Origin of the sequence: Nonomuraea sp. NPDC050547 (genome assembly GCF_044457345.1) — a bacterium.
GTDB lineage: Bacteria > Actinomycetota > Actinomycetes > Streptosporangiales > Streptosporangiaceae > Nonomuraea.
Map to the genome: position 1 here is coordinate 30,977 of NZ_JBITGW010000027.1, position 14,340 is coordinate 45,316.

At 71.7% G+C, this 14,340-nt stretch carries 15 protein-coding genes; 8 read left to right on the top strand and 7 right to left on the bottom strand.

What is annotated here, in order from left to right:
* Window positions 1–9: 9 nt before the first annotated feature.
* On the bottom strand, window positions 10–3,150 hold the full coding sequence (locus tag ACIBHY_RS48405) for a choice-of-anchor P family protein (RefSeq protein ID WP_397310321.1): 3,141 nt from the start codon (window positions 3,148–3,150) through the stop codon (window positions 10–12).
* Between the two features lie 88 nt (window positions 3,151–3,238).
* Entirely contained in the window at window positions 3,239–4,204 is a 966-nt protein-coding gene (locus ACIBHY_RS48410) for a LysR family transcriptional regulator (RefSeq protein ID WP_397250694.1), read from the bottom strand.
* A gap of 92 nt (window positions 4,205–4,296) precedes the next feature.
* Between ACIBHY_RS48410 and ACIBHY_RS48415 the strand changes: the two genes are divergently transcribed.
* From ACIBHY_RS48415 to ACIBHY_RS48430, 4 genes are all read left to right on the top strand, one after another.
* Entirely contained in the window at window positions 4,297–5,505 is a 1,209-nt protein-coding gene (locus tag ACIBHY_RS48415; protein ID WP_397310322.1) for an MFS transporter, read from the top strand.
* Window positions 5,502–6,308 (top strand): alpha/beta fold hydrolase, encoded by an 807-nt coding sequence (locus ACIBHY_RS48420; protein ID WP_397310323.1) that lies wholly within the window; start codon window positions 5,502–5,504, stop codon window positions 6,306–6,308. The genes ACIBHY_RS48415 and ACIBHY_RS48420 overlap by 4 nt, the downstream gene beginning before the upstream one ends.
* 141 nt (window positions 6,309–6,449) lie before the next feature.
* Window positions 6,450–7,103, top strand: a complete 654-nt coding sequence (locus tag ACIBHY_RS48425; protein ID WP_397310324.1) for a M23 family metallopeptidase — start codon at window positions 6,450–6,452, stop codon at window positions 7,101–7,103.
* A 76-nt stretch (window positions 7,104–7,179) separates the two neighbouring features.
* Window positions 7,180–7,410 (top strand): hypothetical protein, encoded by a 231-nt coding sequence (locus ACIBHY_RS48430; RefSeq protein WP_397100174.1) that lies wholly within the window; start codon window positions 7,180–7,182, stop codon window positions 7,408–7,410.
* Here the strand turns inward: ACIBHY_RS48430 and ACIBHY_RS48435 are convergent.
* Both ACIBHY_RS48435 and ACIBHY_RS48440 read right to left on the bottom strand, forming a co-directional pair.
* Window positions 7,407–8,060: a response regulator gene (locus tag ACIBHY_RS48435; RefSeq protein ID WP_397310325.1), complete on the bottom strand. Its 654-nt coding sequence runs from the start codon at window positions 8,058–8,060 to the stop codon at window positions 7,407–7,409. The genes ACIBHY_RS48430 and ACIBHY_RS48435 overlap by 4 nt on opposite strands.
* A complete protein-coding gene (locus ACIBHY_RS48440; protein WP_397310326.1) occupies window positions 8,057–9,157 on the bottom strand; it encodes a sensor histidine kinase in 1,101 nt (366 codons plus the stop codon). The genes ACIBHY_RS48435 and ACIBHY_RS48440 overlap by 4 nt, the downstream gene beginning before the upstream one ends.
* A 111-nt stretch (window positions 9,158–9,268) precedes the next feature.
* On the opposite strand from ACIBHY_RS48440, the gene ACIBHY_RS48445 reads away from it, so the two are divergent.
* Window positions 9,269–10,258, top strand: coding sequence for a DUF418 domain-containing protein (locus ACIBHY_RS48445; protein WP_397310327.1), 990 nt, complete (start codon window positions 9,269–9,271; stop codon window positions 10,256–10,258).
* Window positions 10,259–10,266: 8 nt separating this feature from the next.
* Here the strand turns inward: ACIBHY_RS48445 and ACIBHY_RS48450 are convergent, their stop codons facing one another.
* On the bottom strand, window positions 10,267–10,779 hold the full coding sequence (locus tag ACIBHY_RS48450) for a GNAT family N-acetyltransferase (RefSeq protein ID WP_397310328.1): 513 nt from the start codon (window positions 10,777–10,779) through the stop codon (window positions 10,267–10,269).
* Window positions 10,780–11,034: 255 nt separating this feature from the next.
* Between ACIBHY_RS48450 and ACIBHY_RS48455 the strand changes: the two genes are divergently transcribed.
* Together ACIBHY_RS48455 and ACIBHY_RS48460 are read left to right on the top strand one after the other, a co-directional pair.
* Window positions 11,035–11,526: an SMI1/KNR4 family protein gene (locus ACIBHY_RS48455; protein WP_397310329.1), complete on the top strand. Its 492-nt coding sequence runs from the start codon at window positions 11,035–11,037 to the stop codon at window positions 11,524–11,526.
* A gap of 91 nt (window positions 11,527–11,617) precedes the next feature.
* Complete coding sequence (locus tag ACIBHY_RS48460) at window positions 11,618–11,764, top strand: hypothetical protein (protein WP_397250677.1); 147 nt, start codon at window positions 11,618–11,620, stop codon at window positions 11,762–11,764.
* 133 nt (window positions 11,765–11,897) lie between these two features.
* Here ACIBHY_RS48460 and ACIBHY_RS48465 read toward each other — a convergent pair whose 3' ends face one another.
* Window positions 11,898–12,617: a VOC family protein gene (locus ACIBHY_RS48465; RefSeq protein ID WP_397250676.1), complete on the bottom strand. Its 720-nt coding sequence runs from the start codon at window positions 12,615–12,617 to the stop codon at window positions 11,898–11,900.
* A 92-nt stretch (window positions 12,618–12,709) separates the two neighbouring features.
* Here ACIBHY_RS48465 and ACIBHY_RS48470 point away from each other — a divergent pair, with 92 nt between their 5' ends.
* Window positions 12,710–13,066: an NIPSNAP family protein gene (locus ACIBHY_RS48470; protein ID WP_397310330.1), complete on the top strand. Its 357-nt coding sequence runs from the start codon at window positions 12,710–12,712 to the stop codon at window positions 13,064–13,066.
* Here ACIBHY_RS48470 and ACIBHY_RS48475 read toward each other — a convergent pair.
* A complete protein-coding gene (locus ACIBHY_RS48475) occupies window positions 13,048–14,298 on the bottom strand; it encodes a cytochrome P450 (RefSeq protein WP_397310331.1) in 1,251 nt (416 codons plus the stop codon). The genes ACIBHY_RS48470 and ACIBHY_RS48475 overlap by 19 nt on opposite strands.
* Window positions 14,299–14,340: the final 42 nt, after the last annotated feature.

Genomic DNA, 14,340 nt, shown 5'->3' on the forward strand with positions numbered 1-14,340 from the left:
GTCAGAGGGTCACGGACAGTTGTGCACGCCGCTCCTGGCGGAGGAGACCACCACGTCAGCCAGCGCCGGAGCGCTCACATGGACGGCGTTGACCAGCATCCCGGCGGACGTGCCCGCCACCGGCCGCTGCTCGTTCAGCGTGATCGTCGCCACGCCCGCCCGGATGACCGTGTTGGGCGCGATCGAGCCGGCCGGGTACGACACCCCGCCGATGGTCAGCGAGCCGAGCGTCGTCGTGCCGCTCGCGCTCGCGGTGTACGTCCCGAGCGCGCACGTGCTCGTCGAGGTGGCCCGCACCCCGGCGACCTTGATCACGGGCAGGCCGGGCAGCCCGATGGACACCTCGTCGGCCGTCGCCTGCCCGGTGGAGCCGCCCAGGCCGGTGACCACCCCGGCCTTGAGCGCCTTGGCGTTGACCAGCGCGAGCGAGATCGCGGCGGTCGTCTTCTCGGTCGTGGACCTGGCCGAGGTGGACACCTCGCCCGTGTCGGCCACGACGGTCTGCGGCAGCAGGACCGGCTTGACCGACAGCGCGTGGGAACGGCCGGTGTAGTACAGCAGCTTGGCCGTGCCCGAGGCGTCCGACGGCAGGTAGCACGCGTCGCCGGTGAAGCTCGCCCTGATCGCGACGCTCGTCGCGGCGGCCGGCTGGGCGACGCCGGCGATCACGCAGCTCGCCACGCCCGCGGCGTCCGTGCGCGCCTGGCACGACTGCGCCGACGGGCCCGTGCCGAGGGTCAGCGTCACGAGCCGGTCCCCGACCGGACGGTCCGCGGCGTCGGTGAGCGTGGCCTTCAGCGTGGCCGGGGCGTCGTTGGCGACGTTGGCCGGGCCGTTCACCTTCAGGCCCGTCTTGACCAGCACGTGGGTCTCGGCCTTGGCGGTGTCGTTGGCCGCGTTCGGGTCGGGACCGGCGAGGTTGTCGATCACCGCGGTCGCGGTGATCGTGCACTCCTCGCCGCTGTGCACGACGTCGTCCTGAACCTTCGCCCGGATCGTGATCTGCCGCGAGGCGCCTCTGGTCAGCTCGCCGAGATGGCAGGTGACCTTGGCGGCGTCACGCACGCACGGGCCGGTGCTGTCGAGGAAGGCGACCTCGGCGGGCAGCGTGGTGGTGACCACGACCGAGCTGGCCGGGTTGGGGCCCTCGTTGGTGGCCTTCACCGTCCAGGTCAGGGTCTCGCCGCCGCGTACCGGGTCGGGGGCGCCGGTGATGGCGACGCCGACGTCGGTCGTGTTGACCGCCTCCCAGTTGTCCTTCAGCTGCTCGAGGGTGGGCAGTTGCTCCGGGACCGGTTCGGCCACGACGGGCAGGTCGGCTCCACGGCGCAGTCCGCCCGCGAAGCCGGGGAACGCGATCGAGGTCGCCACCCTGGCCCAGTCGTCGAAGCCGGTCAGCGTGTCGGTGCTGCTGGTGTTGGTGGCGCAGTCGGCCGGATCCCTGGCGCCGGTGACCGGGTCCGGCGGGCCGGCGGTGTTGATGTTGACGGCGGGGTTGACCGGGTTGTCGTCCTCGTCGCCGTCGTCATTCCAGTCCGGGTCGACGTTGACATCCTCGGTGACCTTCGCGCCCTGGACGCCGGGGATTCCCGGGCGCTGGTCGCGGCCGTTGACGAAGATGAACCGGTTCTCGTTGTCGTCGGCGTCCAGGAGCAGCTCGTCGAGCGAGTTCTCGGTCAGCGGGCGCAGCACCTTGCCGCGCGAGGTGCCGTCCAGCGCCAGGCGGGGCGGCGAGAAGTCCACGATCCGGCCGCCGCCCACGCGCGGGATGCCGAACTGCAGGTCGTAGTTCATGGCGCTGACGTAGTTCGGCTTGCAGTTGACGTCGACGTCGCCGCCGTGCTCCAGCCCCAGAGTGTGGCCGAGCTCGTGCAGCAGCGTGCCGCCGTCGTGGTTGTAGTCGACGAAGAACCGGTTGTTCGTGCTGGCCTGGCCGCCGCTCGTGCAGGTGGCCGCCTCGGCGGTGCTGATCGCGTAACGGAAGACGCCGCGCCGTACCGCCGCGAAGTTGCCGGTGTTGCCGGCGGCGGCGTTGAAGGCGGCGTCGATGCCGCAGTTGTTCAGCGCGCCGACCATGCCGCCGCCGCCGAGGTCGTCGCCGACCAGGCAGGCCGGGTTGGCCACGTCGGCGTTGGTGCACCGGCCGCCGGGGGAGGGGTCCTCGGCGCTGGCGTCGATGAACAGGCAGTCGGGGTCGGCGCCGTCGCGCTGCCCGTCCAGGCCGTTGTCCTGGTCGTCGAAGCACGTGCCGGGCTGTTGCTGGCGGCGTACCGTCAGGTCGACCAGGTTGCCGGTGTCCACCCACAGGTTGATGCCGCGTGAGCCGTCCGGATTGGGGATCGGCGCGGACTTCATGGCGTTCTTCATCGCCTGGATGTCGACGCGGGTGGGCGCCTCCCCGGCGGTGTAGTCGAGCTCCAGGAAGACGTCCTTGCGCAGCGGGTTCGCGCCGAACCGCTTCAGGTCCAGCGCCATCGAGCCGTCGGGGTTGCGGATGCCGTGGATCTCGGCCAGGTCGGTCAGGCCGTCGCCGTCGCTGTCGGTGCTGGAGCCGACGGTCGAGGAGATCGTGAAGCCGATCCTCGTCTTGGCGCCGTCGTTCTCCTCGGGATAGTCGAAGTCGCCGTTGCCCTCGGCGCAGGTGTGGCCTTTCGGCACGCCGTCACGCAGGCAGGGGGTGCCGACCGCGAGGTTGTCGCCGGCGAAGGTGGCGTTGACGATGTCGAACTCGAGGTCGAGCGTGAGGTCGCGCTCGTTCTTGCTGAGGTCCATCTGGTCGTCGCCGAAGTTGGTGCCGTCGTCGTAGTCCCAGATCTCGATGGCCAGGCCCACCGTCGTGTCGTTGCCCGGCAGGTTCACCACCTTGCTGAACACCCATCCGTTGGGAGCCTCGGGCAGGCCCAGGGGCTCGAACTCGTCGTCCTCGATGCGCGGGCCGCGGGGGAAGCGCTCGCCGTCGATCGTGGCCACCGGGTAGTAGTCGCCGTCGCCGGAGGCGTCGTCGGGGTTGTCGATCTGTTTGAGGTAGTCGATCCTGACGGTGACCGTGACCTGGGTGGCCGCCGACGCGCTGCCGGTCAGCGCCACCATCAGGGCCGCGACCAGGACGCCGATCAGGGCGACGGATCTGCCGCGTGGTAAGAGTGCCATGATGTACCGCTCCAGAGAGATTCACAGGGGAATGTCCTCTCTGTGACTGTCGGGGGCGTCACGTCCGGAAACATGAGTAACCCCGTACTCAGAGCGGGTCGCGCGAGGGTTGGGCGGGCAGGCTCGCCTCCGGTTCCGGCAGCCAGGCGGCGCCGGGCGGGGCCAGCCACTCATGGGCCGTGGCCAGCTCGTCCACGGCCTCGCGCAGGGCGCGCAGGCCCGGATGGTCGCCGTCGGAACGCCAGATCATCATCCAGGGGAACACCGCGACCGGATCCACGAGCGGCCGCAGGACCGCGCCCGGAATGTCAGGTTGCGTGGTCAGCGTGAGGATGGGCGCGTCGCGGTCGCGGATGTGCTGCGCCAGCTCGTCGCCGCCCCGCACGTGCGGGTGGGCGAGCGCGGGGTCCACGCCGAAGGGCGCCAGCAACTGCAGGAGCGCGTGCTCCCACCCGGGCGTCGCGTGGTCGCCCGCGCGAATGCACGGGTTGGTGCCGCGCAACGACTCCAGGGGTACGGCCGGCAGCTCGGCCAGCGGATGCCGCTCGGGCACCAGCACCGCGATGCGCTCATGGCGGACCGGGCGCTGCCGTACCCCGTCCAGCAGGCCGGGACTGCGGCCGAACGTGACGTCCAGCCGCCCGTCCAGCAGCAGCGGCACCGCGGCCTCCGCGCCGCTGTGGAAGCGGGCGAAGAACTCCACTCCCGGCGCCCGCCCGCGCGCGGCGGCCAGCACCAGCGCGGGGGTGAGGCCGGAGCCGACCACGTCGACGGTCAGCGACCGGGGCTGGCCGCGCAGTTCGATCATGGTCGCGTCGAACAGCCCCAGGATCTCCCGCGCCCGCGTCAGCAGCAGCCGGCCCTCCGCCGTGAGCGTGACCTTGCGGGTCGTGCGCTCCAGCAGCCGGCGTCCCACCCGGTCCTCCAGCCGCCTGACGTCGCGGCTGAGCGCCTGCTGCGCCACGAACAAACGCTGGGCGGCTCGGCTGAAGTGCAACTCCTCGGCCACGGCCACGTAGTGGCGCAACAGCCGGATCTCCACGTCGTCAGGCACCCCTCCTTCCTACCCGATTAACGCATCTGGCGCGTGAATCACCTTCGAACAGGTGTTGGACCCCAGGCGAGAGCCGCCGCCAGGATCGAGGCATGGCGGGACGAGGAACGATCATGATGGCCTATGGGCTGACCGGTGTGATGAACGCGCTGTGGGGTGCCACGCTCCCGGCCACCGACGCCCGCCTGGAACTCGGGCCGGGACGGCTCGGCGGGCTGCTGATGGCGCTGGCCGTCGGCGCCCTCGTGGCCATGCCGGTGGCCGGACGGCTGGCCGAGCGGTGGACCGGGCGGCGCCTGCTCCGGATCTGCGCGCCGGCGGCGGCGCTCGGGCTGGCCGGCCCGGCGCTGGCCGCGACCGCTGAGACGCTGATGATCTCGGCGGTCGTGCTCGGCATGTTGTTCGGGCTGCTCAACGTGGCCCTGAGCCTGCAGGCGGCGGCCGTGGAGCGTTCCCTCGCCCGGCCGGTCATGAGCACGGTGCACGGGACGTGGACGCTCGGGGCCGTGGCGGGCGGCGCGGTCGTCACCGCGGCCCTGCGGGCCGGGGTGGACGTGCGGGTGCTGATGGGCACGGGCGCGATCACCCTGGCCGTGGCATTGCTGGGGGTCAAAGGCATCCCGGAGCCTCCCGTGCGTCTCGTCCCCCGGCCCGCCGGGCAGGCGCGGCCGGCTCCGCCGCGGCCCGGGGTCATGGTGATGCTGGGCGTGGTCGGCGCGGCGGCCTTCATCACCGAGGGCGCCGCCACCGACTGGGCCGGGGTGCACGCCACCCGCGTCCTGGGCGCCGACCCCGCCACCGGCTCGCTCGTGTACACCGTCTTCTTCGTCGCGATGACGCTCGTCCGCTTCGCCGGTGACGCGGTGCGGACCCGGCTCGGCGTCCGCACCACGATCCGGCTGTGCGGCGCGACCGCCACCGCCGGTTACGGCCTCGTCCTGCTCGCCGGCGCCCTGCCCTTCGGCACGGCGGCACGGGTGGGCTGCGCCCTGGCCGGCTGGGCGCTGGCCGGGGCCGGCATGGCCGTGGTCTGGCCGATCGTGGCCAGCCTGCTCGGCGCCGCCGACGGGGCGGCCCGCCGCCTGTCGGCGGTCACCACCATCAGCTACGGCGGCGGCCTCGTCGGACCCGCCCTCATCGGCTATGTCGCCACGACGGCGACGCTGCCCCTCGCCCTGGTGATCCCGGCGGCGCTCGCGCTGCTCGTGGCCATCGCCGCACCACCCCTGCTGAACGCGATCTCCGCGTCGGCGACCCACCACCGGCCCGTCGGGGCCACCGCATCCAGGAGGACATCATGACCGTCGCCACTCTCGACATCCCGGGCGCCCGCCTGCACTTCGAGGTACGCGGCCAGGGCCCGCTCATCGCCCTCGTCGGCGCTCCGATGGACGCCGACTCCTTCGCGCCGCTGGCCGACCTGCTGGCCACCGACCACACCGTGCTCACCGCCGACCCGCGCGGCATCAAGCGCAGCCTCCTGGACGATCCCGCCCAGGACTCCACGCCGGAGCTGCGCGCCGCCGACCTGTCGCGCCTGCTGGCGCGCGTGGACGCCGGTCCCGCCGTGGTCTTCGGCTCCAGCGGCGGCGCGATGACCGCCCTCGCCCTCGCCCAGACCCACCCGGAGCAGCTGCGCGCGGTCATCGCCCACGAGCCCCCGCTCGTCGAACTCCTTGACGACCGCGACAAGCTCCACACCCAGACCGACGAGCTCATCGCCACCTACCTCGGCGGCGACACGGTCGGCGCGTGGGCGAAGTTCATGGCGCAGGCCAACATCGCAGTGCCGGACGGCGCGCTGGAGATGATGTTCGGCGGCGAGCGCGACCCGCAGCACGTGATCGACGAGCGCCGCTGGTTCGCCCACGAACTGCACGGCACCACCCACTGGGTGCCCGACCTGGACCGGCTGCGCGCGGTCCCGCGCCTCGTGATCGGCATCGGCGAGGAGTCGGCCGGGCAGCTGTGCGACCGTGCCTCCCGCGCCCTGGGGGCCGCCCTGGGGATCGAGCCGGTCGTGTTCCCCGGCGACCACACCGGCTTCGCCGACGACCCCGGCGGCTTCGACCCCGCCCTGCGCGCCGTCCTGTCCCACCTCTGACCTTCCGCGAATATTCTGTAAACCCGGAAGCTTTCAGGGTCCCCGGATATAACGCATCGACAGGGAATCCAAAGCGCTTATTCATAGTGTCCTTCACCAACGGGAAATCAGCTGGATTTCCCCGGTTTCGAAGGAGCTTCCATGTTTCTGAAATTCGCCGTCGGCGTGGCGGCCGTCCTGGCAGTGGCGGCCCCCGCGCAGGCCTCTGAGCAGCGGACCGAGACCACTGCCCCGCAGGTGGCCGAGCAGTCGGCCGACCTGCGCAAGACGGTCAAGCGGCCCAAGTTCCAGATGCCTTTCACCTGCAACCAGAAATGGTATGCGGAGGCGTCGACCAGCGATCACAACCCGGCGCTCGACTTCTGGATGGGCGACCACAACACCAACAAGCCCTCGACCAAGGGGCAGTGGGTACGCGCGTCCGCCTCGGGCAAGGTCGTCCTTTCCTACGAGGACAACCAGGCGGGGCACGTCGTACAGATCAGGCATACGTTCAAGACCGGAAAGGACTGGTTCACGACCTACCTTCACCTGAAGAAGCGCGACGTGAAGAAGGGACAGACAGTGCCGATGGGCAAGAAGATCGGTGAGGTCGGCCGCAGCGGGCCGACCGCCAACGGCGTGTACCACCTGCACTACGAGCAGGCGGCCTCCTACGGGTCGACCGCGGATTGGGGGAACCGGGGCGCGCCGCGCAAGGCCGTCAAGTTCAACAACCAGACCTATACCGGTGTCGGGGAGTCGTGGCAGATCCGCAGCCGTAACACCGGCGCCCAGGACAGCTGCGGCACCTGACCGCCGGCCGGGGGGCGGCCGCACCCGCCCCCGCCGGCCGGAGGTTTGGCACAAGCCGTCCGGGCAGATGGACGGCATGGACGAACGAGAGCCCGAAGACCTTCCCGAAGCCGTCGGGCGGGTCAACGGCGAGAGCGACATCCGCGCCGAGCGCGCCGGCGTCGAGGTCCGCGAGACGCGGCGCCCGATACCGGCCGAGCCGATCGACCCTCCGCCCGATCCCGAGCGGAAGGTGCGCGAGGAGCGGCGCGAGGCCGCCGAACAGGACGGCCAGGACGTGGAGCCCGACGCCGAGCCCACCGACTAGGAGCCGTCCATGAGGCGGCTCTCCCAGGCCCAGGCGACGATCTCGACCCGCCCCCGGACTCCGAGCTTGTCGAGGATGCCCGACACATACCCCTTGACCGTGCTGAGCGACAGGAACAGCTCATCGGCGATCTCCTGGTTGGTACGCCCCTTGGCGATCGCCCGGACGATCTCGGCCTCCCGCACGGTCAGCGGCTGCGCCGGCACCCGCGCCCCGGCCCGCGTCCCGCGTTCGGCCAGATGGCGCAGCAACCGCAGCGTGATCGACGGCGAGATGAGCGCGTCCCCCGTGTACGCCGCCCGCACCGCCTCCACGAGCAGCTTGGGACCCGCGTCCTTCAGCACGAACCCGGCGGCCCCCAGCCGCAACGCCCCGTAGACGTACTCGTCCAGGTCGAACGTGGTCACCATGACCACCCGCGTCTGCCCGCCGGCCAGGGCGCGGGCCACCCCGATCCCGTCCAGGCGGGGCATCTGGATGTCCACCAGGCACACGTCCGGCCGCGTCCGGTGCGCCTGCTCGATCGCCTCCACGCCGTCGGCGGCCTCGGCGACCACGGTGATGTCGGGCTGGTCCTCCAGGATGATCCGCAGGCTGGCCCTGATCATCTCCTGGTCGTCGGCCAGCAGCACCCGGATGGGCGGCGTCATCGGTGCCCGCCGGTCGGGATGACGGCGTGGACGGACCAGCCGGAGCCGGGCCGGGGCCCTGCCGCCAGCGTGCCGCCGAGCGCTTCGAGGCGTTCACGCATCCCGATGAGCCCGTACCCGGGACGCCGGTAGCGGCGGGCGGGCGTCTGCGGCGCGTCGTCCTCGACCGCGACGGTCACCGCCCGCTCGTCCTCGCTGATGCCGACGGTGACCGCGCGCGCGTGCGGCGCGTGCCGGGCGACGTTCGTCAGCGCCTCCCGCACGATCCGGTACACGGTGCTGCTCACCTCCGGCGGCCAGCCGGACGGTTCCGCGTCCATCCGCAGGTACGCCCGGCGGCCCTGGCCCCCGAAGCCCTCGATCAGCTCGCCGAGCCGTTCATGGCCCTCGCCGGCCGGGGCGGCCTCGCGCAGAAGGCCGACCACGCGCCGGGTGGCGGCCAGCGCCGCCGTGCCCGCCGACTCGATGCCGGCCAGGGAACCGGGAGTCCTGTCCGGATGCTTGGCGGTGACGAGCTGGGCGGCCTGGGCCTGGAGCACGATGCTGGTGATGTGGTGGGCGACCACGTCGTGCAGCTCTCTGGCCAGCTCCAGGCGTTCGGCCTGCCGTACCCGCTCGGCCGCGGTGTGGCGGCGGGCGGCGAGCAGCCGGGGGGCGAGCCCGAGCAGGACGGCGGCCAGCCAGGCCAGGGCGCTCAGCGGCGGCACCGCCGAGCCGGGGGCGGCGAGGAAGCCGCCCGCCACCACAGCCAGCCCGGCGGCGGCCACGGCGCCGGCCACGCGGACGGGCAGCGTCCTGACCGCGGCGGCGACGAGCACCGCCAGCGCGAGCGAGGTGGCCGGGCTGGGCTCGGCGGGCAGGGGAACGAAGCGGGTGGCGAGAACGGCGAGCGCGGCGACGGCCAGGCCCCCGAGCGCCGTCCACAGCGGGCTGAGCCCGCGCACGAGAGCGAGCACGCACACCACGACCGCCACCGCCGCCCCGAACAGCCCGTGACCGGCGCCCCAGCTGCCGGCGACCTGGTACGCCTGGAAGGCCACGGCCGCGGCGAGCCCGGCTCCGAGCCCGGCCGCCTTCAGGTGTTCGAGAACATGCACGGCACCCAGGCTAGAAGAGGACCCCGCCGGCCTGTACCGGCCAAAGGTACTGTCCCCTTCCCTGCTTTCCGCCGATGTGGGGGCCGGTCGCGGCTCGCAGGATGAAGCCTCATGTCACAAGAAACACCTGTCGCGACCTCCTTCCACCGGCCGAGGGTCGCCGCGCTCGACGTGCTGCGCGGGTTCGCCCTGTGCGGCATCCTGCTCGCCAACGTCAAGCCGATCGCCCACATGGGCGGCACCGCGCCGGCCGCCCCGGACGGTGGGCCCTCACTGCTGGGGCTGCTCGTCGACCAGCGCTTCTTCCCGATCTTCTCGCTGCTGTTCGGCGTCGGGTTCTCGCTGCTGCTGGAGTCGGCGCGCCGGCAGGTCCCACACCCGCGCGTGCTGCTGCTGCGGCGGCTCCTGGTCCTGGTCGCCATGGGCCTGGCGCACATGTTCCTGCTGTGGCGCGGCGACATCCTGACCATCTACGCCGTCGTCGGCCTCGTGGTGCTGCTGCCCTCGACGTGGCTGCCGCGCTGGGCCGTCGCCGGGCTGGCGGCCGTCCTCATCGCGACGCCGCTGATCCTCGGCGGCAACGGCGTGCCGCTGGTTCCCGGGCTGTTCCTGCTGGGCTCGGCGCTGACGCGCTACGGCGTGGTCGACCGGATGGAGCACGCCGTGCGCGGTCCGGCCGTTCTGTTCGTGCTCTTCGCGGTGGGGGCGGTGCCCGTCGTGTGGCTGCAGGTCGGGACCGGCTCCAACCTCTGGTTCTCCCTGGCCGGGCTGCTGACCGCGGGCGCCTACGTGAGCGGCCTGCTGCTCCTGCTCCGTACGCCGCTGGGGCCGGTGCTGCGGAAGGTGTTCGCGCCGCTGGGCCGGATGGCACTGACCAACTACCTGACCGCCACCGTGCTCGTGCTGCTGGCCACCCTCGTGCTCGGGGGGTCGCCGGATGGGTGGTCATCGGGGATGGTCGTGCTGATCGCGGCGGGCGTACTCGTGCCCCAGTGGCTGGTGTCCACGTGGTGGCTGCGCCGCTTCCGGCAGGGGCCGCTCGAATGGCTCTGGCGATGGGCCACCTGGGCCCGCCGTCCCGCCCTGCACCGCACCCCGTGACCGGCTCGTCAGAGGGCGGGGACGGTTCGATCGAACTCCATCAGGGCGACCGGCGGGCCCTCGCCGAAGTCGTGGTCGTGCCGCCTGCCGGTCTCGGCGAAGCCGTGCTTGCCGTAGAAGCGGCGCGCCTGAGCTGAATCCCGGAGCGTCCACAGATGCACGCGGTCGTAGCCGGCCTCCCGCAGCCGTTCCAGGGTGGCGGTCAGCAGGGCCGCCGCCAGGCCGCTGCCCCAGACGTCCGGGTGGGCGAAGAAGGTGTGGATCTCCGCCAGCCCGGGGCTGGAGGAGGCCCCGAAGCGGGAAAAGGCTCCCGCCCGCTCGTCCAGGAGCGCCAGCAGGATCGGATCCCCGTCCTCGGCGACGATGTCGTGCCACTTGGCGCGCCGCTCCTCGATCCCGGCGGCGGCGACCTTCGGCGTGCACAACGGGCCGTGCGAGACGCCCCAGGAGACGGCGTGAATCTCACCGAGGACATCACCGTCGCCGGGCCCCGCCTCGCGGATCGTGATCGTACTGCGCATGGAGTCGACCCTATGCCGTGGCTTCGGAGGGTGAGTCCGCGGTGCCGTCTCCTCCGGGTGCCGGCGAGCGGGGTCAGGGCCATCCGGGACCTCGCTGCGCGGGGAACCCCGCGCTCCTCGCCGAGCCGTCCCGAAGCCCGCTTCGATGTGGCGGGCTCGCGCGCGGCGACGGCCGACGGCTCGATGGCTCGGTGGCTCGGCGGCTCGGTGGCTCGGCGGCCGAAACCGTCGGTGGCGGGTGCCAGGATGACCGGCATGACCGACGATCTGCTCCGGCGGGTGATCGCCAAGGCGTCCGAGGAAGCCCTTCCGCCCACGGCGACCGCCGACGAGCTCGGGCAGGCCGAGCGTGAGCTGGGTTTCCCGCTGCCACCTCTCCTGCGGCGGCTCTACCTGGAGGTGGCCGACGGCGGGTTCGGGCCCGACTACCAGCTGCTCTCCCTGCGCGAGGCGGTCGCGGCCCGTGAGGAGGAGCGATGGCCCGCGGGCGTTCTGCCGGTGCTGGACTGGGGGTGCGAGATGTACGCGGCGATCGACTGCGAGCACGCGCGCGCCACCGTGCTGCTGTACGAACCGAACGGGCTGAGCAGCGACGATGACGGGCATCTGGCCTGGTACGTCGATGCCGACGACCTGACCGGCTGGCTGGAGACGTGGCTGGCGGAAGCGGGCTGGTACGAGGAGGACGCGGAGGAGACGACCGAGATGCCGCACTGGCCGCCCGCCCGGGAGCGCCTGACCCGGTGACCGCCACGCCCCGGGGTGCTCGCGAAGCCAGCCACACGCAGGTGTCTGCTACTCGCCGAACGTCGTCCTGAACGAGGAGTCCGATGGGCGGGTGCGCGCTCGTTCCAAGGGCATCGGGGTCAACGCCGACGGCACCAGCGGGAGCGTCACCTACGAGGACACCATCCTGCGGCTGGGCCGGGGCTGGCGGATCAGTCACAGGAAGGTGATCGCGCGACGCGTCCCCCTTGGCGGGTAACGCGAAATATCCGGGCATGGCGTTACATCCGGGTATGACGGTGGTATCCGGATCATGGCGTTGCATGCGGGCCATGGCCACGGCTCCCCGGCCGGGTCGCTCCTTCAGGCCTCGGCTTCCGGTAGATGGACCGTCAGGTTCGCAGGACGGCGGCGAGGTCGTTGAGGCTGGTCAGGGTTTCGGCCAGTGCGTCCTGGTCGGCCTCGGTGAGGGGGATCTGCCGGGCCTTCGTGAGGAACCGGCGGGCGGCGGGGTGGTCGTCGGCCCGGGCGGCCAGCTCCGCGCGGTAGGCCAGGGCTTCCAGGAGGTCCTTCGGGGCCGCGGTGTCCTGGTCCCGGCGCAGGGCGGTGTCCAGGATGCGGGCGGCCTGGTCGTGACTGCCGTGGGAGTCGCCCATGACCACGGCGTTGCGCAGGGACGAGGCCAGCTTGGTCAGCGGCGGTTCCGTGTCCGCGGCGTCGGCTTTGGCGGCCATGAATCTGATCCAGTTGCCGCCGGGGTCGATCACCGTGAATCCGGAGTGGTCGTCGGCGTTCTTCCGTTTGCGCGGGCGGGTCATCCTGGGGATGCCGGAGACCAGCAGCTTGCCGTACGCCGCCCGCATCCCCTCGGCGAACGCGCCGAACAGTTCCCCGGTGTCGGGCACCACTACGACGCAGCTCCCGTAGGAGTCTTCCGGGTTGAAGCCCGGCATGCCGAAGAATCCGAGTTCGAGGTCGTCGCGCTTCAGCGACACGTACGGATTCGGGCGGGTCTGACGGTAGGTCCTGGTGAAGCCCAGCATCTCGTAGAACTCGGTGATCTCGTCGATGGAACGGCAGGGCAGCAGCGGCACGGTCTTCTCACCGGTCATGCGGAGCACTCTACTAGACAAATTTGATTACTGCACCGGTGTGATCCGGGCGCGACATGATGTTCCTAGGTCGTACCGTGACAAGGAGCATCATGTTGGTTCTCGAATTCCGGACCTACCGCCTCAAGCCCGGCACCCGTGCCGACTTCGTCCACGCGATGGCGACGCTGGCCGTACCGCTGCTGCGCCAGTACGGCATCGACGTCGTGGACAGCGGGGCGTCGCTGGTGGATGAGGACGGCCATGAGGAGGCCTACCTCATCCGGGCCTTCGCCTCGCTTGAGGCGCATCGCGAGCAGGAGGAGGAGTTCTACGGCAGTGACGCCTGGCTGAAGGGTCCCCGGGAGGAGATCATCTCGCGGATCGAGAGCTACCACTCCATCGTGATCGAGGTGCCGGAGGAAGCCGTTCAGGCCCTGCGCCGCAGCGATCAGCCTTTGAGGCGGTAGCGGATCGGCAGGTGCTTCAGGCCGCCCACGAAGGTGGTCGACATCCACTCGGGCGTTCCGGCGAGTTCGATCGAGTCGAGGCGGGGGAGGAGCTCGGCGAACAGGGCCCGGGTCTCCATGCGGGCCAAAGCCGCGCCGAGGCAGTAGTGGACGCCGAACCCGAAGGCGAGGTGCTTGTTGGGGTCGCGGCCCGCGTCGAAGCGGAACGGGTCGGTGAAGACGTCCTCGTCGCGGTTGGCCGAGGGGTAGGACAGGAGCACCGACTCGCCCGCCTTGACGGCCACGCCGTTCACCTGGGTGTCGGCGGCGGCCGTGCGCATGAACTCCTTGACCGGCGTGACCCAGCGGATCATCTCCTCGACCGCGGTCGGCAGCAGGGCGGGATCGTCGCGCAGCCGGGCCAGTTCGGCGGGGTGCTCGATGAGCGCGTGCAGGCCGCCGCTGATCGTGGAGCTGGTGGTGTCGTGACCGGCGGTGGCGATGATGACGTAGTAGGAGGCGGCGTCGTAGTCGGACAGGAGCTCGCCGTCGACGCGGGCGTTGGCGATGGCCGAGGCGAGGTCGTCGGTGGGGGTGTCCCTGCGCGCGGCGGTCAGGCCGTGGAAATAGGTGAAGAAGTCGAGCAGGGTCGCCATGATGTCCTCAGTGGTGGCGCCCCGCTGGAACTCCTTGTCGGTGCCGCCGAACAACTGCTGGGTGAGCGTGAGCATCCGGGGGAAGTCCGACTCCGGCAGGCCGAGCAGCGAGAGGATCACGTACAACGGGTAGTGCGTGGCGACCTGGGTGGCGAAGTCGCAGGCGCCGCCGTACTCGCTCATCCGGTCCACGTACTGCCGGGCCAGCTCCCGCACCCGCTGCTCCATCGCGCGCATGGCCCTGGGCTTGAACCAGTCGGCGCCGATCGCGCGGGTCACCCGGTGCTGCGGGTCGTCCATGTGGATCAGCGTCCGCAGGGCGGTGCCCTCGGCCCGGCTCCGCGCCATCCGCGCGTCCGTCTCGGCCTTGGCCAGCACGGGCCGGGGCGCGTTGCGGAAGACGGGATGGTCGCGTTCGATCTCCATGATGTCGGCGTGGCGGGTCACGGCCCAGAACGGGTGGTATCCCTCCGCCTCCACCCAGTGCACCGGGTCCTCGCGGCGCAGCAGGCTGAGCGCGCGGTGCAGCCGGGCCTCGTCGGCGTACGCCGAGGGGTCGGCGAGGGTCAGTCCCGCCTCGGTCAAAGTCATCGTCATGGGGGAGTTCCTTGGTGTGGGCGGAAGGGGCCTCACACTACG